Source organism: Nitrobacter vulgaris (assembly GCF_031453995.1).
Classification (GTDB): domain Bacteria; phylum Pseudomonadota; class Alphaproteobacteria; order Rhizobiales; family Xanthobacteraceae; genus Nitrobacter; species Nitrobacter vulgaris.
The window spans coordinates 100,681-127,088 of record NZ_JAVDPZ010000010.1; the positions used below are offsets into that span (position 1 = coordinate 100,681).

A 26,408-nucleotide genomic window follows, 5' to 3' on the forward strand; every position below is an offset into this window, starting at 1 on the left:
GAGCGTTCACGATGCGTAGACTTCTGCTGGCGGCGGTCATTTGCGGAGCGGCGCAGGGCGCATACGCAGCCGATATGCCCGACCTTCCGGTTCTGCGTGGATCGTATTCCGAGGGCCTCAGCACGGTGCGGACGGTGTGGCAGGGCTATTACATCGGCGGGCAGGCCGGCGTCGGTGAATCCGACATGAAATTCACCGGTGCAACGCGTGACATTGCGGCGCGGCTACTGTCAGGAACGGAAATGGAGCAGCAGCAAAATATCTCCTCGTGGCCGGTGCTTGGCAAGGGCTCCTCGCGTGGCGATGGCTGGGGCGGCTTCGTAGGCTACAATAGCCAATGGGACGATGTCGTGATCGGTGTCGAAGCCAATTACATGCACGGCTCGTTTGGCGGTTCGCAAACCGGATCGATGACCCGGTTTTTCACGCTACCTTCCGGTTATACGGATTCGGTGACCAACCAAGCTAGCGCAAGCATGTCGATTTCGGACATTGGAACATTGCGCGCACGCGCCGGCTACGCGGTTGGATGCTTCCTGCCTTACATGTTCGGTGGATTGGCACTTGGCCAAGCGAATATCGTCAAGACGGCGCGGGTGTTTGGGACTCAAAATAATCCCAATGTGGCGCCACCTTTTGACGTCGTACCGTTTGACGATAGCGCAACCGACGTAAGGCGCAGCAGGCTTCTGGTTGGCTACTCTGCGGGTCTCGGGGTTGACGTCAATCTGATTGCCGGATTGTTCCTTCGCGCCGAATGGGAATACATGCGCCTAGCCACTCCGATCGATACCAGCATCAACACAGTGCGCGCTGGTGTGGGCTACAGGTTCTGATCGTGGTTTGATTTCTGTTCATCGCGGTTGTCATCCAGCGTAACTGCCGGGAATATCCTTGACGGGATCAGCTGATTCCCATATCCACAGCGGCGGGACACCTCCCCCCAACGGGAGGCTTGCTATCTGGAAGGATAGATCATGACCGTTGCGAAGCCTGCTTCGCGGCCGAACGTGCCGCATTTCTCATCCGGCCCATGCGCCAAGCGCCCCGGCTGGACCCCCCAAAATCTCAAGGACGCAGCCCTCGGCCGTTCGCATCGCGCGAAGATCGGCAAGACCAGGCTCAAGCTCGCCATCGATCTGACGCGTGAGGTTCTGGAAATTCCGGCTGACTACAAGATCGGCATCGTGCCGGCGTCCGATACCGGCGCGGTCGAGATGGCTTTGTGGTCGCTACTCGGTGCGCGTCCGGTAACAGCAATCGCCTGGGAGTCTTTCGGCGAGGGCTGGATCACCGATATCCTCAAGCAGTTGAAGCTGAAGGATGTCACCAAGCTCACCGCGGGTTATGGTGAGCTTCCCGATCTTACCAAGGCCGATCCGGCCTCTGATATCGTTTTCACCTGGAACGGGACGACGTCCGGCGTGCGTGTGCCGAATGCGGACTGGATCAGCGCCACGCGCGAAGGTCTCACGATCTGTGACGCGACGTCAGCCGCTTTCGCGCAGCCGCTCGATTGGGCCAAGCTCGATGTCGTCACCTTCTCCTGGCAGAAGGCGCTAGGCGGCGAGGCGGCGCACGGGATGTTGATCCTCAGCCCACGCGCCGTGGCGCGGCTTGAGAGCTACACGCCGCCGTGGCCGATGCCGAAGATTTTTCGCATGACCAAGGGCGGCAAGCTGATCGACGGCATATTCGCTGGCGAGACCATCAACACGCCGTCGATGCTGTGCGTCGAGGATTATCTCGATGCGCTGAACTGGGGCAAGTCGGTCGGCGGCCTCAAGGGCATGATTGCGCGCGCTGACGCCAACACCAAGGTGTTGAGTGATTGGGTGGCAAAGACGCCGTGGATCGATTTTCTGGCCAAGGATCCGGCGATCCGATCAAACACATCAGTCTGCCTGAAGGTCGTCGACTCCACGATCACGTCGTTGCCGCCAGAATCGCAAGCCGATTTCGCCAAGAAACTCGTTGGTGCAATTGAGAAAGAAGGCGCGGGCTACGATTTCGGGTACTACCGCGACGCGCCACCGGGTCTGCGCATCTGGTGCGGCGCCACGGTGGAGGCGAGCGACGTCGCACTGCTGACGCAATGGATTGATTGGGCCTTCGCCGAGGCCAAGGCCTCGCTTGCAAAGGCGGCGTAGTCTCTAGGCTCGATGCCTTGTTTCCCTCTCCCCTGTGGGAGAGTGCCCGAACGAAGGGAGAGCGGATGAGGGGTGTTTCCCGTCGCCGCTTCAATCCTCACCCGCTCAATCTCGTTTCACTCGATTTCGTGACCCTATGAGCGAACTTCGCTCGTCTCGGCTCCCACAAGGGGAGAGGGAAGAAGCAGTCTCACAACTCACCCCGGCGCAGCGCGCCGACCCTCTCCCTCAAGGGGAGGATAGAGGACAGCATCATGACCAAACCCAAGGTTCTCATTTCCGATGCGCTTAGCCCTGCCGCCGTGCAGATCTTCAAGGATCGCGGCATCGAGGTCGATTTCCAGCCTGCGCTAGGCAAGGACAAGGACAAGCTCGCCGAGATCATCGGCAACTATGATGGCCTTGCCATCCGCTCCGCCACCAAGGCGACCGCGAAAATTCTCGCCAATGCCAAGAAGCTGAAGGTGATCGGCCGCGCCGGCATCGGCGTCGACAACGTTGAGATTCCGGCGGCGACGGCCAAGGGCGTCATCGTCATGAACACGCCGTTCGGCAACTCGATCACGACCGCCGAACATGCGATCACCCTGATGTTGGCGCTGGCGCGCGAAATTCCCGCCGCCGATGCCTCGACCCAGGCCGGCAAGTGGGAGAAGAACCGCTTCATGGGCGTCGAGATCACCGGCAAGACGCTGGGCGTGATCGGTTGCGGGAACATCGGCTCGATCGCCGCCGACCGCGCGCTCGGCCTGAAGATGAAGGTGATTGCGTTCGATCCGTTCCTGTCTCCGGAGCGGGCCAAGGATCTCGGTGTGGAGAAGGTCGAACTCGACGATCTGTTTACGCGCGCTGACTTCATCACACTGCATACGCCGCTGACCGACAAGACTCGCAACATCATCGACGCTGCCGCTATCGCCAAGATGAAGAAGGGCGTGCGCATCATCAACTGTGCGCGTGGCGGCCTGGTGGACGAGCAGGCGTTGGTCGATGCGCTCAACGCCAAGCAAGTCGCAGGTGCGGCGTTCGACGTGTTTGTTGAGGAGCCTGCCACCAAGAACGTGCTGTTCGGCCATCCCAACGTGATCTGCACGCCGCATCTCGGCGCCTCCACCACCGAAGCGCAGGAGAACGTGGCATTGCAGGTCGCCGAGCAGATGTCGGACTATCTGCTCACCGGTGCGATCACCAACGCCATCAATTTTCCCTCGATCACGGCGGAGGAAGCGCCGAAGCTGAAGCCGTTTGTCGAGCTTGCGGAAAAGCTCGGCTCGTTCGCCGGTCAGCTCACGGAGACCGGAATCTCAAAGGTGACCATTACCTATGAGGGGCACGTCGCCGAAATGAAGATCAAAGCGCTGACCTCGGCGGCGCTGTCGGGCCTGCTGCGGCCGATGCTGGGCGATGTCAACGTCGTGTCCGCGCCGGTCGTCGCTAAAGAGCGCGGCATGGTGGTGGACGAGGTCGTCCGCGCCGCGCAGAGCGATTATGAAAGCCTCATCACAGTAACGGTCGCAACCGAACGGCAGGAGCGTTCGGTGTCGGGAACGGTTTACGCCGATGGTCAGCCGCGCCTCGTCGACGTCAAGGGCATCCGCGTCGATGCCGAGTTCGGCAAGTCGATGATCTACGTCACCAACGAGGACAAGCCGGGCTTCATCGGCAAGTTCGCCTCTCTGCTCGGTGACGCGGGCGTCAACATCGCGACGTTCAATCTCGGCCGTAACAAGCAAGGCGGCGACGCCATCGCGCTGGTTGAGGTTGACGGCAGCGTGCCGGAGAACGTTCTCGCCAAGGTGCAGGCGCTGCCGCAGGTCAAGCAGGCCAAGGTGCTGACCTTCTGACCGGCCGAAGCCCGATCATGATGGATCTACGGCTAGAGCCTTTCCGCTTCTGATAAAATCAGAAGCGGTGCTCTATGATTTTGATCTGACTCGTCACGCAAACCCGGCATCCACTTCGCTAGAAACACCATAAGTCAGTCCGGCGTTTCATCACTTCATCAGCGCGCGAACCTCGTCGCGCAGCGCCTGACGCGAGCCGTCGTGCGAATAGAACATGTGGCCGCCGGGATAGACCACAAACTTGACCCGATCGCGCGAGCCGAAGGTCGGTAATTGATCGAGGCGGATCTGGGAGGCGAGATAAGGTGTCGCCAGATCAAACAATCCATGTGCGACAAGCAGCTTGAATTTTGCGTCCGCAGCAAGCAGTTCGCGGATGTCAGACGTCGACTCGACGGACGACCGGCTCTTGCCGAAATCCCATTCCCGGTTGACGCTGCGACTGAGCAGTTCATAGGAGCCCGCCGGTCGCCAGTTCAGCTTGTGTGCATAGAGTTCGAACGCCGCCGATGTCAGCGCGGATAGCAGCGGTTCCTCCGAAGGGTCGTTGAAGTCGCTGGCGCTTGATTCCGGGTAAGGGTCGAACCCCAGCACCGAGGCGTCATAGCGTCCGGTTACCTTGTCGCTGCTGCGGTCGAAGGCGCGGCGGAATTCGCTGACGTCGAATCGCCCGGCGAGGCGGCGGCTCTCCGCCTGATCGATTCCCGTCAGCGACGCGAAGCGGTCGGCAAGCCGCCGCGTGGCTTCCGCATCGGCCTGTCCCTTGACGAGGTCGGTCAGGAAGTCACCCCGTGCATAGGCTTCAACGTCGGCCATGTCCGCGCGGGTCAGCGTTCTGTCCTTCTCCTTTTCCCGTGCAACCGCCGCCATGCTCGGCAGGCTTGCCACGAACCGGGTCAACCCCGCGCCCAGCACGTCGCTGAAGTCAAGCGCCGGGGAAATCAGGATCAGCCCCTTGACGGCGACGCCCTGCCGGGTCTGCAGGTTACGGGCGATCTTTGGTCCGCGAATGCCGCCATAGCTTTCGCCGGTGATGAATTTCGGCGACTGCATCCGGTCGGCTTTCTCCAGCCAGCGCCGGATCACCAGAGCAATCGAGTCCACGTCGCCATCGACTGTGAGGAAGCGTTTTCGTGCGTCGTCCCCGTGCGCCACCATGCGGCTGTAGCCGGTGCCCAACGGATCGATGAAAACGAGATCGGTGAAGTCGAGCCAGGTTTCCGCGTTCGGCTCCAGCGGCATTGGAATGGAAGGGCTGGTGATCGCGCGGTCCATCGGGATGCGCCAGGGGCCGTTGCTGCCGAATTGCAGCCACGCCGAAGAGGCGCCGGGACCACCGTTGAAAACAAAGGTCACCGGGCGGCTGCGGGGATCGGCGCCGTCGAGTTGATAGGCTGTGGTGGCGATGTCCGCTTGCGGTTCGCCTTTGTCGTTAAAAATATGAATCGTGCCCGCCGTTGCGGCGAAGGCCAACGTCCGGCCCGGTAGGACGAGCTTATGCCTGGTGGTCGAATCCGGCGGCAACCGGCGATTGTCGGCGGTTGCGGCAGGCCGGTCGCCGCCGTCCCGAGGGTCGGCGGGCGTGGTTTCTGCATGGTGCGATGGCGCGTCGGACGCCCCCTCGCGTGTGTAAGCGGCAGAAGGAGCCAGTATCGCCAGCAACATCGCTCCCGCGCATAACTCGCGGGTCATCAGACGGCGCATCTCTCCTCCTGTTCTCGGCGGTTGAGCGGTAAGCCGAACATTGATTATCGAGCGTCCTTGAAAACTGTGGCGGGCACGGGACCGCATGGAAGCCGCAGGACGCCACGTTTGTCAGGATGAATCAACGGCTTGGAGGGGCAGTTCGGGGCCGTTCCGGCTTGCGTCAACCGCACGCATCCTTTATCCGATGGGACGCCTCGCGTGGCTGGCGGCTTTGTATTGCGTCTGTCGTGTTTCGGCTGGCGGGGTGGTCCGGAAGATCGCTTCATTTTAGCTGCGATCTTTTTTCAAGCGAGTTTCCGAACCCACACCATTTACGACAATCACGAGTTGCCGGTGCCCTTCGAATTCGAGGTTCGTTACCGAAGGCGCTGTCGAGACACGCCCCACTTTTGCAAGGAATTTCCGCGGAAATGACCAACGTTGTCGTCGTCGGCGCCCAATGGGGCGACGAGGGAAAGGGCAAGATCGTCGACTGGCTGTCGGAGCAGGCGGATATCGTCGTTCGCTTCCAGGGTGGCCATAATGCTGGTCATACGCTCGTTATCGACGGAAATACCTATAAGCTGGCATTGCTGCCCTCGGGGGTCGTCCGCTCGTCGAAGCTGTCGATCATCGGCAATGGCGTCGTGTTCGATCCGCAAGCCTTCGTCAACGAGGTCGAGAAGCTGAAGGGGCAGGGCGTCAAAATCGGCCCCGACAACCTGCGCGTTGCCGAGAACGTCACGCTGATCCTGCCGCTGCATCGCGAACTGGACAGCTTGCGCGAGAATGCAAGCGCGGCGACAGCGATCGGTACCACCCAGCGCGGGATCGGTCCGGCCTATGAGGACAAGGTCGGCCGCCGCGCCATCCGCCTGATGGACCTCGCCGACCCGCAGACGCTGCCGCACAAGATCGAGCGGCTGCTCACCCATCACAACGCGCTGCGCCGCGGTCACGGTATCGCGGAAGTGGATAGCGGCGCGCTGTTGAAGGAGCTCGCCGCAATTGCGCCGCGTGTGCTGCCCTATGCTGACAGCGTGTGGAATCTGCTCGATCACAAGCGCCGCGAAGGCAAGCGCATCCTGTTTGAAGGCGCTCAAGGCGCGTTGCTGGACGTCGATCACGGCACCTACCCTTACGTCACCTCCTCCAACACTGTTGCAGCCCAGGCGGCCACCGGCACCGGCATGGGACCGAGCGCGCTCGGCTACGTACTCGGTATCTGCAAGGCCTACACGACGCGTGTCGGCCAGGGGCCGTTCCCGACCGAACTCACGGACGAAATCGGCGAAACGATCGGTCAGCGCGGCAAGGAATTCGGCGTCAACACCGGGCGTAAACGGCGTTGCGGCTGGTTCGACGCCATGCTGGTACGGCAGACCGTGCGCACCAGCGGCATACATGGCCTTGCACTGACCAAACTCGATATTCTTGACGGCTTTGACACGATCCAAGTCTGCACTGGCTACCGTCTCGACGGCAAGGACATCGACCATCTGCCGGCCGGAGAGGGGGCGCAGGCTCGCATCGAGCCAGTTTATGAAACGATCGAGGGCTGGAAGGAGCCGACGGCCAACGCGCGTTCATGGGCGGCCTTGCCGGCTCAAGCCATCAAATATGTTCGCCGGATTGAGGAACTGGTGGGGTGTCCGGTCGCTCTGTTGTCTACTAGCCCCGAGCGCGAAGACACCATTTTAGTTCAGAACCCTTTCGAGGCTTAACGGGGTGTTACGGGAATGCGTTCAAGGTTAATGTTCGTGCATTGAGGAGACATGGCTGATTATTACCCGCTGATCGCACGCGCTATCTCTGGACTGGACGTCAACGCGCCCGGCGAGCAGCGGCGCGCGCTCTACGAGCGGGCAAGGACGGCTCTGATCGCTCAGCTCCGCGGCGTCGAGCCGCCTTTAAGCGAGTCCGAGATCACCCGCGAGCGGTTGGCGCTGGAAGAGGCTGTGCGCAAGGTCGAGTCCGAGGCTGCCCAACGCGCTCGCGAGGCCTCGCGTAGCGGTGGTTCGCGCTCCGGCGATGCTTTCCGTGCCGCGACGCGCGCTGCGATGAAGTCGCAGGACCCGGCTGCCCCGCCGTCAGCCCGCTCGCGCGTCAACGCGACACCCCAACCGCGCAATCTGCGCGCTGACTCACCCCCATCTGATCCACCCTCATCCGCCAATCCGCCGCCGTCTTGGCGACCTCCCGGGCCGCCGATCCCAATACAGGATGAGCCGCCGCCTGCCCGCGAGCGGCAAAGCCAGGGGCAGCCGCGCCGCAATCTCGAGCCCGATCGCCCGCCGCCGCCGGTTCCGGGTTTTCGAGACGTTACCGCGGATGCTGACGATCTCGGCCGCGCCGCGGCGCAAGCCAATCGCTCGGCCCGCCGCACCTATGCCAATGTGCGATCACAGTCACCCGAATTCGACCGGCTTGAGCCGAGCCTTGAGAATCGCGGTGCGTTCGAGGGAGCGTACCCTTCCAATGAATCGTCCTTCGGCGGTGCCGTGGACGACCAACCGCCGCCCCTGCCGCGTTCGTGGCCGCAGCCTGGTCGCGACAGACCGAAGCGCGTGTTCGGCGGCGGCTTTCCGCTCAAGACTGCGATCGCGGTCGGCCTGGTGTTGATCCTCTCCGGAGCTGGAATTGTCTGGGGTCCGAATGCGGTTTCGGCCGTGCGCGGGCTGTTCGATTCCTCAAACCAAACTGCCGAGGTTGCGAAGCCGGCCACGCCGGGACTGAAGCCGAAGATCGCTGATCGGGTCGGTCAGCCTTCGTTATCCGAAACGATTGCGCCGGTGGCGCAGCGCGTCGTGCTGTATGACGAGGATCCGTCGGATCCCAAGGGCAAGCAGTATGTCGGCTCGGTGGTGTGGCGCACCGAAGAAGTGAAGGGCGCGGCTGGTAACACGCCGGAGATTGCGGTGCGCGCCGAGATCGAAATCCCCGAACGTAAGTTCAAGATGACGATGTCGTTCCGCCGCAACACCGATACCTCGCTGCCCGCCAGTCATACGGCAGAGCTGACCTTTGTGTTGCCGCAGGATTTCGACGGCGGCGGAGTCTCCAACGTCCCTGGCATTCTGATGAAGTCCAACGAACAGTCCCGCGGCACCCCGCTGGCGGGGCTTGCCGTCAAGGTCACCGACGGCTTCTTCCTGGTCGGGTTATCGAACGTCGAGTCCGATCGGGCGCGTAATCTTCAGCTCTTGAAAGAGCGCTCATGGTTTGACGTGCCGCTGGTCTATACGAATCAACGTCGCGCGATCATCGCCATCGAAAAGGGCGCGCCGGGGGATCGTGCGTTTAACGAGGCTTTCACGGCGTGGGGCGAGTAGCGCTTCTTGGACGGTGACTTTGGCGCTGTTATACACGTGAAGCGTGGTTGTTAAGATTCTCCGTCACGTCGGGATATACTCTCTCCGGAAGGTCGCTTTTGATTGAATCAGAGGTGACGAACGCAGGGAATATTCCGCATGACCAGCAGATATCGAAAACGTACCTTTATGCGGTGCGGTCCTCGCCTGCGGGCGAGGCCGTGCTCGTGATATGATGCGACTTGGCCTCGGCGGTCTCCGCTTGGCTCGCCAACGTGCGATGCTCTGGCCCGATCTGCTCGGCCGCGTTGTCGAGCAACTCGCGCAAGTGCGCGACATATTCGGCGCCAAACTTCTGCGGCGGAATCTGACTCATGCAATGCCCCTCCCCATCGACATGATCTCCAAAGTAAAGCCAGTTTCCGATGCGATCATGCAAGACGCTTGAGCAGAGAAAGTGGCGGCGCAATGGGGCGGAGTTGCGTCTTGGGCAGGGAGATGTCAGGGCAGACCGCAGCGTTGTTCCGATACGAAGCCACTGATGATTACATGTGAGCAACGAATGATGGAATGATGTGCGAAGGCGCCATGATGGAACAGGAGACCTCATCACGATCGTGCGCGGCCGCGTGACGTAGCTTGCGAAAATTGCCGGGAGAGCCCATGTGAAAGCCATGAGATCCACGCCGAACGACGATTTTTATTTCCGCGACACCTCCCGATCCCGGGGATCGGCACGTGCAAAGATCATCGATCAGGACGGTCGTGAAATTCCTGCGGGCGCCGATGGTTTCGAGGCCGGCGCATTCGGGGCATTTAAGCAAGGCGCCTCGGCATCCGGCGGTTTTGAATTCATCGCGGCATTTCAGCCGCTCACCCGCGAGCAGCGGTTGGCACGGCTGGACGCGATCGCGAAGCTGCTTGACGTTGCTTTCGTCGTTCCAGGAACGAACATCCGCTACGGCATCGATGGCTTGATCGGGCTGGTGCCGGTGATCGGCGACGTCATAACCACGGCGTTCTCACTATGGCTTGTGCGAGAAGCGCGGGCGCTTGGTGCGCCCTGGCACATCACCGCGCGGATGTTGAGCAACGTCGCGGTTGACGGGGCGGTCGGATTGGTGCCCGTGGCCGGCGATGCCTTCGACGTGATGTTTCGCGCCAACGTGCGCAACGTGCGGATGTTCAGGCGCTGGCTCGAGCGGCAGCCACGTTAGAGCACGAGCCCGACTCGAAGCGCCGCGCGAACGCACAGAGGAAACCGGTCCTGAGAAGATCCGTGCTTAGTCAAAACATCAAAACGAGAGCCCGATTCAATTCCGTTTGAGTCAGGTGAATCAGACTCCGGGGTCTGATTCACCAATCTTCACGCAGCGTCCTTCGAAGCGCTTGTTTCCGCGGATGCCGTCTCGGATTCGCGGCGAGGCAGCGGAAAATCGCGGCTGTCATAGAGCGAGCGGATACCGTTCTGATCGAAGCGAGCTTCGTCCACCTGAAGATACGCGCCGTTCAGTGAGTCGGCCGGTAATTCCTCGATTGCGAAACGTACGGCGTCGGCCGCGGTATCGAAACGGCGGTAGGTAAAACCGGCACGCCTTTTCTTGCGAACCGCGGCGGGAAACAGTTCGGCGGATTTCTTGAAGCTGAAGGCCATGGCGGAACCTCTACAAATTCGTGTACGCAACGGATCAATGCACTGGCACCGGCCACCCCTGGCCGCTGAGCATCGGCATGTCATGATGAACAGTTATATAGGTGCGCGGGGTAGAAATTGCGACCTTTTAAGGCCGGGATAATGAATCCGGGGTCCAAAACCAGAATTTCGATAAAAAGCTCGGCAATCTACTAAGATGGCCCCGGGGCGAGCTGTTTATTCGCCCCGTCGGGTCAGATTGGAGTGTCCACCCAAAGCTGGGACCCATCGTGGCGCGAGAAGGGTGGAATTCGAGGTAGTCGCCGCCGCTATTTCGGCTCGAGTTTAACGGCGGCCGAATTGATGCAGTAACGCAAACCGGTGGGTCCAGGACCGTCATTGAAGACATGGCCGAGATGACCGCTGCATCTCGAGCAAAGCACCTCGGTTCGGATCATGCCGTGGCTGGTGTCGTGCTCCTCATCAATATGGCTTTTGACCGCGGGCGCGGTGAAGCTCGGCCAGCCGCACCCCGAATCGAACTTGGCGTCGGATTCGAACAGCGTCTGCCCGCATCCGGCGCAGACATAGGTACCTGTGCGGCGCTCGTGTTCGTATTCGCCGGAGAACGGCTGCTCGGTCGCCTTCTCGCGCAGAACCGCATATTGCATCGGCGTCAGTTCCTTGCGCCATTCGCTGTCGCTCTTCGTGATTTTGGCTGGCATTGTCCTGCTGTCTGGCATGACTCCTCCTCTGTTTTTCAGTTCGTGTTCCTGGCGTTGCCGACCAGCGTTGGCTTCTGGAGATAGTTGGGTGCGAAAACCTTCTGCAAATTCCGGATCTTCGGAAGGTCATGAGATGCAATATAGGGTTGGTCGGGATGCAGTGTCAGGTAATCCTGATGATAGGTCTCGGCCGGAAAAAATCCCTGCAGCGTTCCAACCCTGGTCACGATCGGCTTGTTGTAGACCCAGGCGGCGTTGAGTTGGGCGATATAGGTATCAGCGACTTTCTTCTGCTCGTCGTTGAGCGCGAAAATCTCCGAGCGATATTGTGTGCCGGTGTCCGGCCCCTGGCGGTTGAGCTGGGTCGGATCGTGCGCCACCGAGAAGAATATTTGCAGTATTTTTCCGTAGCTGATCCGCTTCGGATCGAACTTGATCTCGACCGATTCCGCGTGTCCCGTGGTGCCAGTGCTCACCAGTTCGTATTCGGCGGTTTTCCTCGCGCCGCCGGCATAACCCGAGACCGCGTTGACCACGCCGGCGGTGTGCTGGAACACCCCCTGCACGCCCCAGAAGCAGCCGCCGGCGATGACCGCGGTCTGGATGCCGTCGGCAGCCTTCACATCCAGGGCCGGCGGCGGAATGATCACGGCGTCTTCGGCGCGGGATGCTCCGGAAAGGAGCCCCGACAGCGCAACTGCGCCAACGACAGTAGCGGCGACGAAGGCATTACGGCCGAACGGATTGCGGGTCATGCGTGAGTCCTTGGCACGGTTGAAAGGTATGCCGCACAACAGCGCCGCTTTCGCAGCATACGCGTTCAAGATACTTGGAGATGGCCGGTTTGGTTACTGGTCGTTATGTCTTGGCAGGCCACGAATCCGTGAGCGGCGTCCTTTGGGTGATGGCCGGCGGTATAGCGCTTTCGAGCGAAGTGGATACCGGTTCGCGTGAAAGGCTCCAACGCGGGAAGCAGGCACGACTCGCTTCTTCGCTACAGCTACTTGAAGCGCGGCCGTTTTGCGTCGGCTCGGCGGAAACGCACCCCCTCCTTGTCGCCAAGACGCGTTGCGACGTAGCCGGCTTCGATGCAGGCTTCACGTTGCGGCATCCGTTCCTTCGCCGCACGTGTTGTATCCCACCACGACGCGCGCTGCGCCGCTCGCGGGAGATCGTCTTCGATAATTTGCTCGATCTGCGCGAAGCTCAGGACGAATTCGATCTGCGTCTGTTGTTTCAGGTAATCGCGCAACGCATCGTAGTTCGGCACCTTATTACGTCCTGAGATATTTCTTCATTTCCGCGCGCAGGCCCTCGCGAAGGTCGGGGCGCGCCATCCCGTAAGCGATATTGGCGCGCAGAAAACCCGCTCGCGAGCCGCAGTCGTGGCGCTCGCCAGCGAATTCGAGGCCATGGAAGGCTTGCGATTTCGACAGGCCGATCATGGCGTCGGTGAGCTGGATTTCGCCGCCGGCGCCGCGTTCCTGGCTTCCGAGAATTTCGAAGATCTCGGGCTGGAGAATGTAGCGCCCGGTGATGGAAAGGTTAGAGGGGGCTGTGCCCTTCGGCGGCTTCTCCACCATGCCCTCGATCTCGAAGGTATTGCCACTGCGCTTGCCGACGCCGCAGATCCCGTAATTGTGGGTCATGTCGTCGGGCACCGCTTCCACCGCGACAATGTTGGATTTTGGTCCGAGATTCTCCGCGGCCTGCATCATTTGCTTGAGGCAGCCCGGCGTGTTCAGCACCAGTTCGTCCGGCAGCACCACCGCGAAAGGCTCCGCGCCGACGATGTCGCGGGCGCACCACACCGCGTGGCCAAGCCCGAGCGGCGCCTGTTGTCGGGTAAAACTCACCGCGCCCGCTTCGGCCTGGAATTGAGCCAGCAGATCCATCTCGGTCTTTTTGCCGCGCGCCTTCAGCGTTTCGTCCAGTTCGAACTGGCGGTCGAAATGATCCTCGATTGCGCTCTTGTTGCGGCCGGTCACGAACACGAAATGCTCGATGCCGGCTTCCCTGGCTTCGTCGAACACGTATTGGATCAACGGCCGATCGACAATCGTGAGCATTTCTTTCGGTATGGCCTTGGTGGCAGGAAGAACGCGGGTGCCGAGGCCGGCAACCGGAAAAACGGCTTTGCGGATTTTCATATCGATTCTGTGGGTTGTTTTGCAGGCGGGATGATACGATCAGTTGATACGTTGTTAGCCGGTTTTGCAGCTGGGAACAAAGATGGATATGTGGTTGCTGCCGGTGGCCCTGTGGGGAAGCATCATAAGATGCGGTGAATGTGTTCCTCTGTTCCCTGTCAGGTGCTCTGCCCTTCAAGCGGAGTTCCGTCGGCCCATGAACCGATTAGGTTCAAGCTGTGGCCGACTGTCCCCGGCAGGCAGGAAAAAGATACGCTGTTAAGCCGATGGAAACCGTGACAGGGCCTCCTGAGATCAGGATACTCCATCAAATATAGGTCAGATAAAGGTCCGGAATGGTTGCGACTGTGATGCAAGGATGGATGCGCGGAATAGGTATGGCGGCCGTTTTAGCGCTAGCAGTGCTTGTGCCGCCAGGCGAGGCGCGCGCCCAGGCATCGAATGGCAACGGCATCCAGGGTTTTCTTGACAACCTTTTCACCGGGTCGGTCGAGAATGGCGGGCAGGGCGCGTCCCTGCCGCCGCGCGGCGGATCGGAGCAGCTTCAGCCCGCCCCGAAGCAGGCCGCAGGTTCGGAGGCGTTGCCCTGGAGCGGCGAGGACGGCGCGTCCGGTCATCCGCTGATGACTGCGAGCGCGATTCGTCAAGCCGCGGCGAATTTCCAGAACTGCGTTGCGGCCATGTGGCCCGACGCGGCGCGACGTCACGTTACGCGTGAAAATTTCGAGCGCTTCACTGCGGGACTGTCGCCCGATCTCCGCATCATGGACCTGATGGACTCGCAGCCGGAATTCACCAAGGCGATCTGGGATTATCTCGATATCCTGGTCAACGATGCGCGGCTCGCGCGTGGCCGCGAAGTCCTCGCGAGCTACAAGCGCCAGTTCGACGCGGCGGAGAAGGCCTATGGTGTTGACCGTTACGCCATCGCGGCGATCTGGGGCATCGAGTCGAATTATTCGACGCGGATAGGTGATCGCAGCGTGCTGCAATCGACTGCGACGCTGGCGTGCATCGGCCGCCGCCAGACATATTTCCGGGACGAGTTTCTGGCCGCGCTTGAGATCCTCAATCGGGGCGATCTGCGACCGGAGCAGATGCACGGCTCATGGGCGGGCGCGTTCGGCCCGACGCAGTTCATGCCGACGGCATTCAAACGTTACGCGGTTGATGGCGACGGCGATGGCCGACGCGACGTGGTCGACGATCCCGCCGACCTGATCGCATCCACCGCCAACAACCTGAAGAAAGACGGTTGGCAGACCGGCAGGGCTTGGGGTTACGAAGTGGTCGTTCCTAAAAACTTCGACTACATGCTGGCGGACAGCGCCAAAGCGATGACGCTTGCACAGTGGGAGCATCTCGGCATCCGGCGTGCCGGCAACAAGGCGTTCCCGTATTCCTCCGACCGCGCCTATCTGCTTGCGCCCGCTGGCGCTGGGGGACCGGGTTTTCTGATGTTGCAGAATTTCCGGGTCTTCATGAAGTACAACCCGGCGGAGGCCTATGCGCTGGCGATCGGCCACTTTGCCGATCGGTTGCGCGGCGGGGAACCCTTCGTGCAGCCGTGGCCACGGCAGGAGCGGGTGCTATCCCGTGCCGAGCGGCTCGAGTTACAGCAGCTATTGGTCCGGCAGGGCTTTTATCGCGGAACTCCCGACGGCCAGATCGGTAGCCAGACGCGGGAGGCACTGCGCGGCTTTCAGGCTTCTGTCGGGGCGCCTGCCGATGGTTTTGCATCGTCCGACGCGCTGGAACGGTTGCGGCGGCGGTAGGGCCTGGCCGAGCATCAAGGTAATACCCAGGGAATGGCGTACTGCGTACTTGAAGCCGCAAGCTTACACCCCGCTTTTGGCGTGAAAATCGCCCGCTTGCGGCCCGATTTCGTTATTATGGCATTGTCAGGCTTTCCTTTGCGATTGAGCGTATGTCCGGACCCAAATCGCTGCTTCGCCGACTAACCCAACGCGGACCATGGATCGCGCTGGCGGTCGTTGTTGTGACGCTGGCCGCCGCGCCTGCGTCGGCGCAGTTTTTCAACTTCGGTTTTGACCGCCCGGCGTCAGCCCCGGCGCGTCGCGGCGGAGGTGGGGGCGGAGGCTGGTTCGGCTCGGACAATCCTTTCTTCGCACCCTTTCAACAACCGCCGCCAAGGCAACAACAACAACAGCAGCAGCGGCCAGCCGAAAATAATTCACACGCGCCACCGTCTGAAAAGCGGGACACGGTGCCCGAGCGTAATGTGCTGGTGCTCGGCGACGCCATGGCCGACTGGCTTGCTTATGGCCTCGAGGATGCTCTCAGCGAGACGCCCGACATGGGCGTGATCCGCAAGCATAAGACGGTTTCCGGCCTCATTCGCTATCAGCCGAAGGGCGAGCCCGCGGATTGGGCGGCCGCGGCGAAAGCCATTCTTGCGACCGAAAGACCGGATGCCATCGTGGTGATGCTCGGGTTGCACGATCGCACGTCGATTCGCGAAGTGCCGGAAAAGGACAAGAGCGGCAAGACGGACGACAAAGCTGACGACAAGAAAAAGGCCGATGCTGACAAGAAGGAGGGAGCCAAGAACGACAAGACGGATGAAGCCGCCACCGAGTCCGACGGAAAGCCGGCCGATTCCGAACTATCTCCGGACGAGGCCGTCGGCGATCAGTCCGCCATTGCCAAGGAGAAAAGCGCACGTTCGCCCAACGGAGTTGCCGAGTTCCGCAGCGATCGCTGGGCCGACCTCTACAGCAAAAAGATCGACGAAATGATCACGGTGCTCAAGTCGAAGGGCGTGCCGGTGTTCTGGGTCGCCTTGCCTGCTTTGCGCGGTACAAAATCAACTGCCGAGATGCTGTTCCTCAACTCGCTTTATCGGGATGCTGCGGGTAAGGCGGGTATCACATACGTCGATATCTGGGACGGGTTCGTCGACGAGGCTGGCCGTTATATCCAACAGGGGCCGGATTTCGAAGGTCAGACCCGCCGTCTGCGCTCATACGACGGCGTATTCTTCACCAGGGCGGGCGCGCGCAAGCTCGCCCATTATGTCGAGCGTGAGATCACGCGCGTGCTGGCGGCGCGGTCGGGGCCGGTCGCAATCCCCACTGAGCCTGGTACGCCCGACACCGACATTAAACCGGGGCAGCCGGCGCCGCGTCCGCTGGCTGGACCGATCGTGCCATTGGTGGCCTCCTCATTCGGGACCGACCAGTTGCTCGGTGGTCCCGGCAGCCGCCCCGCGGCGATCGACGCGCTGGCTGCGCGAACGCTGGTGAGGGGCGAACCGTTATCCGCGCCCGCCGGGCGTGCCGACGATTTCGTCTGGCCGCGGCGCGAGGTCGGCCTTGAACCAGCCAAGGGCGATGTGCCGGTTGCCGGGGCATCGGAGGGTAACAACGCCGCTTCGGCCACGAAGCCGAACAAGCCGCGACCCGTTTCTTCCGCTCAGCAAGCGCAGTCGAACGGATCGTCGGGAGCCCGCGCCTTCTCGCCTGCGCAGGCGGGAAGATCGCAAGCGCCGTCACGTCCGCCTGCTGCTTTCGGACTGCCAGGATTCTTTTCGGATCTGTTCTCGCGATAGTTGCCGAATCGGCCCGACGTTTCGATTCATGACTGCGCTGACAAAAGGAAAGCAATCAGAAGGCAACTATATTTTTTGTTTGATGCGTTGTTTCGCGCACATTCGCTTCATGCGAGCACGATAAGGTTCGCTGCGGTCTTATTCTCCCAGCTGTGCCCTGTAGTCGTCGAGTACGCCTTGCACGCGGTAGCAACTCGTTGCGTCAGGCGTGAAGCTCACCCACTTTTTCTCCGCCTCAACGAACACCTGCGAATTCTTTTTGCCGTGCGCGTCGCCGGTTGCCATGTTTTCCTTGTCGGATTTCGAAAGATAGGGATCGAGCGCTCTCAGAAGATACTCAGCTTGACCGGGCGTAATCAGGTTCTGTTCCTCGCAACGCGCGGCAGCGGCGAAGAATGAGCCGGCGCTAACGGCGACATAGCGGGACATTGCCTGTGCAGGTGCGATCGGAAGGATGACGATCAAGAAAACCACCCAACGCGATGTCGCCACTTCGCCGCCCCCCACTTTGTCATGACAGTAACGTGCGGAGGACGGCGATCAATTCACAGATTGTCACTGTGCACGGTTTACGTTCGGCGTGTGGATGATTGGCGATGCATGCCTACAAATTGGCCAATTCCAAGATGAGATCGGTTGCCGGGGCGGCCTTGATAACGACCAGAAATGATGCCGCCGAATAACAAGCCGCGCGGCTCATCGTGGCAGCGTGGTAGATCCCATAAGCATCTGGTCGATGGCGCGAGCACACAGGCGCCCCTCGCGGATCGCCCATACGACCAGCGATTGGCCGCGGCGCATGTCGCCGGCCGAGAACACTTTTGGTAGCGAGGTTTGAAAGTCCTGCGTATTGGCGCAGACGTTGCCACGCTGGTCGAGGTCGAGGCCGAGCGTCTTGAGCAGACCCTCGTGCACCGGATGCACAAAGCCCATCGCCAGCAGCACGAGATCGGCTTCCAGCGCGAAGTCACTGCCTGCGATCGGCTGAAACTTGCTGTCGACATGTGCGCAGTGCAGCTTGGTCACCTTGCCGTCGATGCCGGAAAATTTCTGAGTCAGGACCGCGTAGTCGCGCTTGGCGCCCTCGGCCTGACTCGACGATGTGCGCATCTTCAAGGGCCAGTTGGGCCAGGTCAGCGCCTTGTTCTCATGCTCCGGCGGCGCCGGCATGATTTCGAGCTGAGTCACCGATTTAGCGCCCTGCCGGAACGAGGTGCCAATGCAGTCCGAGCCGGTGTCGCCGCCGCCAATCACCACCACGTTCTTTCCGGTCGCGAAGATGTCCGGCGCTTCGAACTTTTCGTTGCCATTGCGACGATTCTGCTGCGGCAGGAAATCCATCGCGAAGTGAATGCCGTCGAGATCGCGGCCGGGGATCGGCAGATCGCGTGGCGCTTCCGCGCCGCCAGTCAAAGCCACCGCGTCATAATCTCCGACGAGCTGCGCCGGATCGATCGCGTCGGCCGCGCTGCCGCCGACCGGCTTGCCGTAGTGGAAGATCACGCCCTCGGCCTGCATCTGCGCCAGGCGGCGATCAATGATGTGTTTTTCCATCTTGAAGTCGGGAATGCCGTAGCGCAGCAGCCCGCCGGCCTTTGCGTTCTTCTCGTAGACATGCACTTCGTGGCCGGCGCGCGCGAGCTGCTGCGCGCAAGCAAGGCCGGCCGGGCCGGAGCCGACCACGGCGACTTTCTTGCCGGTCATTTGCGCCGTGACCTCCGGCTTCAGCCAGCCATTGTCCCAGGCGCGGTCGACGATGGCGCATTCGATCGTCTTGATGGTGACGGGATTGTCGTCGATGTTTAGCGTGCAGGAGGCTTCGCACGGTGCCGGACAAATGCGACCCGTGAACTCCGGAAAGTTATTGGTGGAGTGAAGCGTTCGCGAGGCTTCCTCCCAATTGCCCTGATAGACGAGGTCGTTGAAGTCGGGGATCTGGTTGTTGACCGGGCAGCCGGATGTGCCCGGCGCGACCGAGCCGGTGCCGTGACAATAGGGGATGCCGCAGTTCATGCAGCGCGCAGCCTGGTCGCGCGTCTCTTTCTCGGATAGCGGGATCACGAACTCCTTGAAGTTCTTCACACGCTCGCTGACCGGCGCATATTTGCGGTCGTTGCGGTCAATCTCGAGAAAACCTGTAATTTTACCCACGGCTGTTCACACTCACGGTAGAAAAAAGGGAAAGAAGTACCTGTAACTAAACCCGATCACTGCACCCAGAACCAACATCCATGGCTCCAGCGTACCGTTGACGAGATAAGCTGCGAGAGGCACTGCCAGCGCAACTGTTAACGACAGCAGCCGATGTACGGTCGCGAGTTGCTTTTGCCACGCCATTCAACCTACGCCCCGATCGCGATCTTCGGTTCGGCGTCGGCGTCGGTCTTCATTTCCTTCAGCGCGCGGCGGTATTCCACCGGCATGACCTTGCGGAATTTCGGCAAGTAGGCCTTCCAGTTCGCGAGAATATCTTCGGCGCGTTTCGAGCCGGTGAGCTTGGCGTGGCGCATGATCAGAACGTGCAGCCGCTCGACATCGGAGCTCAGCAGATTCTGGAACACATCGACGCGTCCGTGCGCCTCGAGGTCGCCGCTGTGATGATAGGTGCCGGCATTGATCATCTCTTCCGACAGCACCGGCTCGAGATCGACCATCGCGAGATTGCAGAGCTTCGGGAAATCGCCCGCCTCGTCGAGCACGTAGGCGACGCCGCCGGACATGCCGGCCGCGAAGTTGCGTCCGGTCTTGCCCAGCACGACGACGATGCCGCCGGTCATGTATTCGCAGCAATGATCGCCGGCGCCCTCGACGACCGCGACCGCGCCGGAGTTGCGCACGGCGAAGCGCTCGCCGGCGACGCCTCGGAAGTAGCACTCGCCCTCGATCGCGCCGTACATCACGGTGTTGCCGACGATGATCGACTCTTCCGGGACGATGCCGGAGTTTGCAGGCGGCCGCACGATGATTCGTCCGCCGGAAAGGCCCTTGCCGACATAGTCGTTGCCTTCGCCCTCGAGGTCGAAGGTGATTCCGCGCCCGAGCCACGCTCCGAACGCCTGTCCCGCGGTGCCCTTGAGGTGGACCTGGATGGTGTCGAGTGGCAGGCCGGCATGGCCGTAAATCTTCGCGACAGTGCCCGACAGCATCGCGCCGGCTGAACGGTCGGTGTTGTTGATCGTGGTCTCGATCGTCACTGGTGCGCCACGGTCAAGCGCCGGCTTCGCCTGCGCGATCAGCTTGCGGTCCAGCACCTTGTCGAGATGATGGTTCTGCTCCTCGGCGTGATAGACCTTTTGACCCGGCGCTTCCTTCTGCCGGTAAAACAGCTTCGAGAAGTCGAGCCCCTTGGCTTTCCAGTGTGTCACCAGCGCGCTCTGGTCGAGCATTTGCACCTGGCCGATCATTTCGTTGAAGGTGCGATAGCCGAGCTCGGCCATGATCTCGCGCACCTCCTCGGCGACAAAGAAGAAGAAGTTGATGACGTGCTCGGGCTGGCCGGTGAAGCGCTTGCGCAGTACCGGATCCTGAGTCGCGACGCCGACCGGACAGGTGTTGAGATGACACTTACGCATCATGATGCAGCCGGCGGCGATCAGTGGCGCGGTGGCGAAACCGAATTCGTCGGCCCCGAGCAGCGCGCCGATCACGACGTCGCGGCCGGTGCGGAAGCCGCCGTCGACCTGTACGGCGACGCGCGAGCGCAGCTTCTCCCGCACCAGTGTCTGGTGGGTTTCGGCAAGCCCGATCTCCCACGGCGAACCGGCGTGCTTGATCGAAGTTAGCGGCGAGGCGCCGGTGCCGCCCTCGAAGCCGGCGATGGTGACATGATCGGCGCGGGCCTTGGCAACGCCGGCGGCGACCGTGCCGACGCCGATCTCGGAGACGAGCTTCACCGAAACCAGACTGTCCGGATTGACGTTCTTCAGGTCGTAGATGAGCTGTGCGAGGTCCTCGATCGAATAGATGTCGTGATGCGGCGGCGGCGAGATCAGGCCGACGCCCGGCGTTGAATGGCGCACGCGCGCGATGGTTGCGTTGACCTTGTGGCCGGGCAACTGTCCGCCTTCGCCGGGCTTTGCGCCCTGCGCCATCTTGATCTGCATCATATCCGAGTTGACCAGATACTCCGTGGTGACGCCGAAGCGCCCCGAGGCGACCTGCTTGATCGCCGAGCGCATCGAGTCGCCGTTTGGCATCGGCTTGAAGCGGTCGGCTTCCTCGCCTCCTTCGCCAGTATTCGACCTGCCGCCGATCCGGTTCATCGCGATCGCGAGCGTGGTATGAGCTTCACGCGAGATCGAGCCGAAGCTCATGGCGCCGGTCGCAAAGCGCTTGACGATTTCCTTTGCCGGCTCGACCTCGTCGAGGGCGACGGGTTTGCGCTGGTCGTCTTCCGCGGTTTTGAACCGGAACAGGCCGCGCAGCGTCAGCAGGCGTTCGGACTGTTCATTGAGTGTCTTTGCGAACGCGCGATAGCGCTCCTGCGAATTGCCGCGCACCGCGTGCTGCAGGTTGGATACCGACTCGGCAGTCCATGCGTGATCCTCGCCCCGGGTGCGGTAGGCGTATTCGCCACCGACATCGAGTGCGGTCTTATAGATTTGCACGTCACCGAACGCATCGGCATGACGTCGCACGGTTTCTTCCGCGATTTCGCTGAGGCCTACGCCTTCGATGCGGCTGTGCGTGCCGGCGAAATACTTTGCGATGAATTCGGCCTTCAACCCCACGGCGTCGAAGATCTGCGCGCCGCAATAGGATTGATAGGTCGAGATGCCCATCTTTGACATCACCTTGAGCATGCCCTTGCCGATGGACTTGATGTAACGCTTGACGATTTCCTTGTCGTCAAGGCTGCCTGGCAGGCGTTCCCTCATCGCTATGATGGTCTCGAACGCCAAATAGGGGTTGATCGCCTCCGCGCCGTAACCGGCGAGACAGGCGAAGTGGTGAACTTCGCGCGGTTCGCCGGATTCGATGACGAGGCCGACCGAGGTGCGCAAGCCGACGCGGATCAGATGATGATGCACGGCGGCGCAGGCGAGCAGCGAGGGAATCGGAATCCGGTCGATGCCAATCAGACGGTCGGACAGGATGATGATGTTGACGCCTTCGCGGACTGCGGCTTCTGCGCACGCGCAAAGTGCGTCCAGCACCTGCTCCAGGCCGTCGGCGCCAACGCTGGCGTGGAACGTGATATCGAGGGTGCGCGAGACGAAGTGCGACTCCGCGACATCGGAGATCGAGCGGATCTTCTCAAGGTCGGCGTCAGTGAGGATCGGCTGCCGCACCTCGAGCCGTTTGGTCGAGGCGAGACCTTCGATATCGAACAGGTTCGGCCGCGGTCCGATGATTGAGACGAGACTCATCACCAGTTCCTCGCGAATGGGGTCGATCGGAGGGTTGGTGACCTGTGCAAAGTTCTGCTTGAAGTAGGTAAAAAGCTGCTTGGGACGGTCGGACAGCGCCGAGATCGGCGTGTCGTTGCCCATCGAGCCCGACGCTTCCTCGCCGATGGACGCCATCGGCGTCAAAAGGATGTTGATATCTTCCTGCGAATAGCCGAATGCCTGCTGACGATCCAGCAATGGCAGGTTCGAACGGGCGGTTTTTGCTGGCGCGTCCGGCAGGTTCTCGACCTGTATTTGGGTGCGGCCAAGCCACGCCCTGTATGGATGGCTGTTCGCCAATGTGGCCTTGATCTCATCGTCAGGAATAAGGCGTCCCTGCTCGAGGTCTACCAGCAGCATTTTGCCCGGCTGTAGCCGCCACTTGGTGATGATTTGATCTTCCGGAATCTTGAGCACGCCCATCTCGGACGCCATCACGATGCGGTCATCGCTGGTGACCAGATAGCGCGCCGGACGCAGGCCATTGCGGTCGAGCGTCGCGCCGATCTGGCGGCCGTCGGTGAAGGCGATCGCCGCCGGACCGTCCCACGGCTCCATCAGTGCCGCATGATATTCATAGAAGGCGCGTCGCTCTTCATCCATCAGGGGATTGCCCGCCCACGCCTCGGGGATCATCATCATGACCGCGTGCACGAGCGAATAGCCGCCCTGCACCAGGAATTCGAGGCTATTGTCGAAACAAGCCGTGTCGGACTGGCCTTCGTAGGAGATCGGCCACAGCCGGCTGATGTCCTTGCCGTACAAATCGGAATGTACCGACGCCTGCCGCGCCGCCATCCAGTTGACGTTACCGCGCAACGTGTTGATCTCGCCGTTGTGCGCGACCATGCGATAGGGATGGGCCAACGACCAGGTGGGAAAGGTGTTGGTGGAGAAGCGCTGATGTACAAGCGCCAATGCTGATTCGAAATCCGGCTCGTGCAGGTCGGGATAGTAGCTGCCGAGCTGGTCGGCGAGAAACATTCCCTTGTAGATCACGGTGCGGCACGACATCGACACCGGATAATAGCCGGCGAGACCGCGCTCGCGGCGTTCGAAGATCGCCTGCGAGATTGACTTACGTAGGATGTAGAGCCGTCGTTCGAACTCGTCCTCGGTCGCGGCGGTGCCGTTGCGGCCAATGAACACCTGCATGTTGGCAGGTTCGGTCGGCTTCACGGTGTCACCGAGCGAGGAGTTGTCGGTGGGCACCTCGCGCCAGCCGAGCAGGGTCAGGCCTTCGGCCTTGATCTGATCGGCGATGATGCTCCGGATGATCTCGCGCCAGGCGGCTTCGCGCGGCATGAACAGCGCGCCGACGGCGTATTCTCCGGCCCTTGGCAGCGTGAAACCAAGTTCCGTTGCCTTTCGTGCAAAAAAGACGTGCGGAATCTGTACGAGTATGCCCGCTCCGTCTCCGGCGCGCGGATCGGCGCCGACTGCGCCGCGATGTTCGAGGTTGCAAAGAATGCTGATCGCGTCGGAAACGATCTGGTGCGACTTCCTGCCTTTGATGTTGGCGATGAAACCGACGCCGCAGGAATCCTTTTCCAGGGCGAGGTCGTAGAAGCCTTCTGCCGGCGGCCGCCAAGTATGTTCATAGACCGCCTGCTGATGCGCAGGTTCAAGCGGTTTCGTAACCGAAGCCGCTGTCAATGGTTCCAGTCCGGTGTTCTCCCGCTCGAACGATGGCGCGCTCATCTTAACTCCAGTACCCTTTCCCGGCCGGGATTTTCCATTCCGAAACGTCATCTGCGTCTTGGCGCCCCGTCGACGGTCGTGGCACCGATCGACAACTTTGGAGCACCACCCATACGCCGAGAGCCGAAGTTTTAGAGTTCAAACCAGGGCGCTCAAATCCCCGGCAGACTATGGCTCGTCATGCCCGACCGCTTCGGAGGACCGCATTTCGCGGCAAGAGCTCTGCCAAGCCGATCGTCGAAACGCCGACAGTCGAGAATTAAGACAGTGTTGCTGTCCTAACTGTGACATTGCCAAATTTTTCTCTAACACACAAGCGTCTGAAAGTCCCTGATTGCGTGGCGGATGTGCGGCACGGCGCCCCGAATTTGCAGCAAACACGCCCTGGTCTCAAGGACTGCCCGATTCGGTGCCGAGATCGCTCCGCGGTGAAGTTGCGCCGGAGCGGCCATTGACGTTCAGGCCCAGGTGCCGGCAACGTCCGAATTCGACTGCCCGACCAGGCGCGGATGACCAAAACGGGTTATCCACCATCGGCAAAATGCCGGGGCCGCGCAAAAAACGCCCCGGTCTTGCCGGGGCGCTGCGGTTTCTAATGACCCGAGGGTCGAAACGATCAGATCAGGCTGCCGCCTTTTCGACCGCCGGTGCGGCGGGCGTGCTGGTCGAGATCGGAATGCTGCGGGGCTTCTTGGCCTCCGGAATCTCGCGAACGAGATCGACATGCAGCAACCCGTTCTCCAGCGAGGCGTTCTTCACCTGAACGTAATCGGCCAGCTGGAATGCGCGTTCGAAGGCGCGGGCCGCGATGCCGCGATACAGCACCTCGGATTTTTCCTTGCCATTCTCATTGGCGACCTTCTCGCCTTTGATCGTCAGCGTGTTTTCCTTCGCGACGATGGAGAGCTCGTTCGGGGCAAAGCCGGAGACAGCGACGCTGATACGGTACGCATTCTCGCCGGTACGCTCGATGTTGTAAGGCGGATAGCCTGGCGCGTCGCCATTGACCTGATCGAGCAGATTGAAGAGCCGGTCAAATCCGACAGTGGAACGGTAAAACGGGGCGAGATCGAAAGTACGCATGGTTCAGTCCTCCATTGAGCGACATCATAAGAACCCGCCCGCCAATCGGGCCGGGCTTTCGTCTGTGTGCAGCCTGATGATCTGTTTCGGACCACTGGTAGCGGCCTGCACGAAAGTGATATGGGAGGGAATTCAGGCACGTTCAAGAGGCGGGGAATACGCCTGCTTCCAGCTGTCCCGCTCTTTCGGGCTTCTTCTCCAGCCGGTTCGGTCATGAGGCTTGTTTCAATCCCCGCAAATCCGGTTCCGGAGAATTGCGTTAGCGGCACCGTGAGAACCTCTGACGGGGTCGAGTTGCGCTTCGCGCGCTGGCCGCCGACGCAAGGGCGTAAGGGGACCGTCTGCGTATTTGCCGGACGCGGCGAGCAGATCGAAAAATACTTCGAGACCGTACGCGACCTGCGCGACCGGGGATTCGCGGTGGCGATGATCGACTGGCGCGGGCAGGGGCATTCGTCGCGGCAGTTGCTCGATCCGCGCAAGGGATACGTGCGCCGTTTCTCCGACTACGAAATCGACGTTCGTGCCTTCGTAAAACAGGTGGTGCTGCCGGATTGTCCGCCGCCATACTTTGCACTGGGGCATTCGATGGGGGGCGCAGTGCTGCTGCGGGTGGCGCGCGCCGGCAAGCGCTGGTTCGACCGCATCGTGCTGTCGGCGCCGATGATTGACCTGCCGGGACATCGCAATTCGCTCCCAGCGCGCGCGCTGTTGCGTGCGATGCGACTATTCGGGCAGGGCGGCCGCTACGTTCCCGGCGGAAGCGACCAACTCACCGGCGTTGCCAGTTTCGTCGGCAATCCCTTGACCAGCGATCCCGTGCGGTTCGCCCGCAATGTCGCAATTCTTGAGGAGGACCCCACGCTGGGAATTGCTTCTCCGACAGTGGCGTGGGCCGACACAGCCTTCCAGACGATGCACGATTTTCGCGCCGCAAGTTACCCGTCACAGATCCGTCAGCCGTTGCTGTTGATCGCGGCCGGCAACGACGCCATCGTCTCCACTCCGGCTATCGAGGAGTTTGCCTACCATCTACGCAGCGGGTTGCACCTCGTCATCGCCGGATCGAAGCATGAAATCCTGCAGGAACAGGGTCGCTACCGTGCCCAGTTCTGGGCCGCCTTCGACGCCTTCGTGCCTGGCACGCCGCTGTTCTAGTGTCCG

General features: G+C 61.3%; 20 protein-coding genes. 9 read left to right on the forward strand and 11 right to left on the reverse strand.

Features of this window, described 5'->3' with window-relative positions:
- Nucleotides 1-11: 11 nt before the first annotated feature.
- The 3 genes from GGQ85_RS08670 (at nt 12) to serA (ending at nt 3,994) form a co-directional block, all read left to right on the forward strand.
- On the forward strand, nt 12-836 hold the full coding sequence (locus tag GGQ85_RS08670) for an outer membrane protein (RefSeq protein ID WP_309774150.1): 825 nt from the start codon (nt 12-14) through the stop codon (nt 834-836).
- 141 nt (nt 837-977) lie between these two features.
- Nucleotides 978-2,150 (forward strand): phosphoserine transaminase, encoded by a 1,173-nt coding sequence (locus tag GGQ85_RS08675; protein WP_309774151.1) that lies wholly within the window; start codon nt 978-980, stop codon nt 2,148-2,150.
- Between the two features lie 254 nt (nt 2,151-2,404).
- Nucleotides 2,405-3,994 carry a phosphoglycerate dehydrogenase gene (serA, locus tag GGQ85_RS08680; RefSeq protein WP_079445893.1) on the forward strand — a complete coding sequence of 530 codons (1,590 nt, stop codon included), beginning with the start codon at nt 2,405-2,407 and terminating at the stop codon, nt 3,992-3,994.
- Between the two features lie 150 nt (nt 3,995-4,144).
- Here the strand turns inward: serA and GGQ85_RS08685 are convergent, their stop codons facing one another.
- Entirely contained in the window at nt 4,145-5,698 is a 1,554-nt protein-coding gene (locus GGQ85_RS08685; protein ID WP_309774152.1) for a S10 family peptidase, read from the reverse strand.
- Between the two features lie 413 nt (nt 5,699-6,111).
- On the opposite strand from GGQ85_RS08685, the gene GGQ85_RS08690 reads away from it, so the two are divergent.
- Complete coding sequence (locus tag GGQ85_RS08690) at nt 6,112-7,404, forward strand: adenylosuccinate synthase (RefSeq protein WP_079445896.1); 1,293 nt, start codon at nt 6,112-6,114, stop codon at nt 7,402-7,404.
- A gap of 51 nt (nt 7,405-7,455) precedes the next feature.
- Nucleotides 7,456-9,012, forward strand: coding sequence for a hypothetical protein (locus GGQ85_RS08695; protein WP_309774153.1), 1,557 nt, complete (start codon nt 7,456-7,458; stop codon nt 9,010-9,012).
- 166 nt (nt 9,013-9,178) lie between these two features.
- Here GGQ85_RS08695 and GGQ85_RS08700 read toward each other — a convergent pair whose 3' ends face one another.
- The gene (locus GGQ85_RS08700; protein ID WP_309774154.1) at nt 9,179-9,367 is read right to left on the reverse strand and encodes a hypothetical protein; all 189 of its coding nucleotides are present in this window, start codon (nt 9,365-9,367) and stop codon (nt 9,179-9,181) included.
- Nucleotides 9,368-9,665: 298 nt separating this feature from the next.
- On the opposite strand from GGQ85_RS08700, the gene GGQ85_RS08705 reads away from it, so the two are divergent.
- Entirely contained in the window at nt 9,666-10,208 is a 543-nt protein-coding gene (locus GGQ85_RS08705) for a DUF4112 domain-containing protein (protein ID WP_309774173.1), read from the forward strand.
- Nucleotides 10,209-10,357: 149 nt separating this feature from the next.
- Here the strand turns inward: GGQ85_RS08705 and GGQ85_RS08710 are convergent, their stop codons facing one another.
- From GGQ85_RS08710 to GGQ85_RS08730, 5 genes are all read right to left on the reverse strand, one after another.
- Complete coding sequence (locus tag GGQ85_RS08710; RefSeq protein WP_079445900.1) at nt 10,358-10,645, reverse strand: hypothetical protein; 288 nt, start codon at nt 10,643-10,645, stop codon at nt 10,358-10,360.
- 308 nt (nt 10,646-10,953) lie between these two features.
- Nucleotides 10,954-11,367 carry a peptide-methionine (R)-S-oxide reductase MsrB gene (gene msrB, locus GGQ85_RS08715; RefSeq protein ID WP_079445901.1) on the reverse strand — a complete coding sequence of 138 codons (414 nt, stop codon included), beginning with the start codon at nt 11,365-11,367 and terminating at the stop codon, nt 10,954-10,956.
- A gap of 17 nt (nt 11,368-11,384) precedes the next feature.
- Nucleotides 11,385-12,104 (reverse strand): peptide-methionine (S)-S-oxide reductase MsrA, encoded by a 720-nt coding sequence (gene msrA, locus GGQ85_RS08720; RefSeq protein ID WP_309774155.1) that lies wholly within the window; start codon nt 12,102-12,104, stop codon nt 11,385-11,387.
- Nucleotides 12,105-12,349: 245 nt separating this feature from the next.
- Nucleotides 12,350-12,619, reverse strand: coding sequence for a DUF7662 domain-containing protein (locus tag GGQ85_RS08725; protein ID WP_309774156.1), 270 nt, complete (start codon nt 12,617-12,619; stop codon nt 12,350-12,352).
- Between the two features lie 4 nt (nt 12,620-12,623).
- Nucleotides 12,624-13,499, reverse strand: a complete 876-nt coding sequence (locus GGQ85_RS08730) for a UTP--glucose-1-phosphate uridylyltransferase (protein WP_309774157.1) — start codon at nt 13,497-13,499, stop codon at nt 12,624-12,626.
- Nucleotides 13,500-13,834: 335 nt separating this feature from the next.
- Between GGQ85_RS08730 and GGQ85_RS08735 the strand changes: the two genes are divergently transcribed.
- Together GGQ85_RS08735 and GGQ85_RS08740 are read left to right on the forward strand one after the other, a co-directional pair.
- Nucleotides 13,835-15,274 (forward strand): lytic murein transglycosylase, encoded by a 1,440-nt coding sequence (locus GGQ85_RS08735; protein ID WP_374708862.1) that lies wholly within the window; start codon nt 13,835-13,837, stop codon nt 15,272-15,274.
- Between the two features lie 152 nt (nt 15,275-15,426).
- Nucleotides 15,427-17,070: an SGNH/GDSL hydrolase family protein gene (locus GGQ85_RS08740; RefSeq protein WP_309774159.1), complete on the forward strand. Its 1,644-nt coding sequence runs from the start codon at nt 15,427-15,429 to the stop codon at nt 17,068-17,070.
- Between the two features lie 138 nt (nt 17,071-17,208).
- Here the strand turns inward: GGQ85_RS08740 and GGQ85_RS08745 are convergent, their stop codons facing one another.
- From GGQ85_RS08745 to GGQ85_RS08760, 4 genes are all read right to left on the reverse strand, one after another.
- Complete coding sequence (locus GGQ85_RS08745; protein WP_087881109.1) at nt 17,209-17,562, reverse strand: hypothetical protein; 354 nt, start codon at nt 17,560-17,562, stop codon at nt 17,209-17,211.
- A gap of 204 nt (nt 17,563-17,766) precedes the next feature.
- Nucleotides 17,767-19,221 (reverse strand): glutamate synthase subunit beta, encoded by a 1,455-nt coding sequence (locus tag GGQ85_RS08750; protein WP_309774160.1) that lies wholly within the window; start codon nt 19,219-19,221, stop codon nt 17,767-17,769.
- Nucleotides 19,222-19,412: 191 nt separating this feature from the next.
- Entirely contained in the window at nt 19,413-24,161 is a 4,749-nt protein-coding gene (gltB, locus tag GGQ85_RS08755; protein WP_309774161.1) for a glutamate synthase large subunit, read from the reverse strand.
- Nucleotides 24,162-24,782: 621 nt separating this feature from the next.
- On the reverse strand, nt 24,783-25,244 hold the full coding sequence (locus GGQ85_RS08760; RefSeq protein WP_079445907.1) for an Hsp20 family protein: 462 nt from the start codon (nt 25,242-25,244) through the stop codon (nt 24,783-24,785).
- Nucleotides 25,245-25,457: 213 nt separating this feature from the next.
- Between GGQ85_RS08760 and GGQ85_RS08765 the strand changes: the two genes are divergently transcribed.
- Entirely contained in the window at nt 25,458-26,402 is a 945-nt protein-coding gene (locus GGQ85_RS08765; RefSeq protein ID WP_309774162.1) for an alpha/beta hydrolase, read from the forward strand.
- Nucleotides 26,403-26,408 lie beyond the last annotated feature (6 nt).

What these genes read in the sequence shown, in the direction of transcription:
- GGQ85_RS08670 (WP_309774150.1), top strand. Translation starts at nt 12, where the DNA reads ATGCGTAGACTTCTGCTGGCGGCGGTCATTTGCGGAGCGGCGCAGGGC.
- GGQ85_RS08675 (WP_309774151.1), top strand. Translation starts at nt 978, where the DNA reads ATGACCGTTGCGAAGCCTGCTTCGCGGCCGAACGTGCCGCATTTCTCA.
- serA (WP_079445893.1), top strand. Translation starts at nt 2,405, where the DNA reads ATGACCAAACCCAAGGTTCTCATTTCCGATGCGCTTAGCCCTGCCGCC.
- GGQ85_RS08685 (WP_309774152.1), bottom strand. Translation starts at nt 5,698, where the DNA reads ATGCGCCGTCTGATGACCCGCGAGTTATGCGCGGGAGCGATGTTGCTG.
- GGQ85_RS08690 (WP_079445896.1), top strand. Translation starts at nt 6,112, where the DNA reads ATGACCAACGTTGTCGTCGTCGGCGCCCAATGGGGCGACGAGGGAAAG.
- GGQ85_RS08695 (WP_309774153.1), top strand. Translation starts at nt 7,456, where the DNA reads ATGGCTGATTATTACCCGCTGATCGCACGCGCTATCTCTGGACTGGAC.
- GGQ85_RS08700 (WP_309774154.1), bottom strand. Translation starts at nt 9,367, where the DNA reads ATGAGTCAGATTCCGCCGCAGAAGTTTGGCGCCGAATATGTCGCGCAC.
- GGQ85_RS08705 (WP_309774173.1), top strand. Translation starts at nt 9,666, where the DNA reads ATGAGATCCACGCCGAACGACGATTTTTATTTCCGCGACACCTCCCGA.
- GGQ85_RS08710 (WP_079445900.1), bottom strand. Translation starts at nt 10,645, where the DNA reads ATGGCCTTCAGCTTCAAGAAATCCGCCGAACTGTTTCCCGCCGCGGTT.
- msrB (WP_079445901.1), bottom strand. Translation starts at nt 11,367, where the DNA reads ATGCCAGACAGCAGGACAATGCCAGCCAAAATCACGAAGAGCGACAGC.
- msrA (WP_309774155.1), bottom strand. Translation starts at nt 12,104, where the DNA reads ATGACCCGCAATCCGTTCGGCCGTAATGCCTTCGTCGCCGCTACTGTC.
- GGQ85_RS08730 (WP_309774157.1), bottom strand. Translation starts at nt 13,499, where the DNA reads ATGAAAATCCGCAAAGCCGTTTTTCCGGTTGCCGGCCTCGGCACCCGC.
- GGQ85_RS08735 (WP_374708862.1), top strand. Translation starts at nt 13,835, where the DNA reads ATGGTTGCGACTGTGATGCAAGGATGGATGCGCGGAATAGGTATGGCG.
- GGQ85_RS08740 (WP_309774159.1), top strand. Translation starts at nt 15,427, where the DNA reads ATGTCCGGACCCAAATCGCTGCTTCGCCGACTAACCCAACGCGGACCA.
- gltB (WP_309774161.1), bottom strand. Translation starts at nt 24,161, where the DNA reads ATGAGCGCGCCATCGTTCGAGCGGGAGAACACCGGACTGGAACCATTG.
- GGQ85_RS08760 (WP_079445907.1), bottom strand. Translation starts at nt 25,244, where the DNA reads ATGCGTACTTTCGATCTCGCCCCGTTTTACCGTTCCACTGTCGGATTT.
- GGQ85_RS08765 (WP_309774162.1), top strand. Translation starts at nt 25,458, where the DNA reads ATGAGGCTTGTTTCAATCCCCGCAAATCCGGTTCCGGAGAATTGCGTT.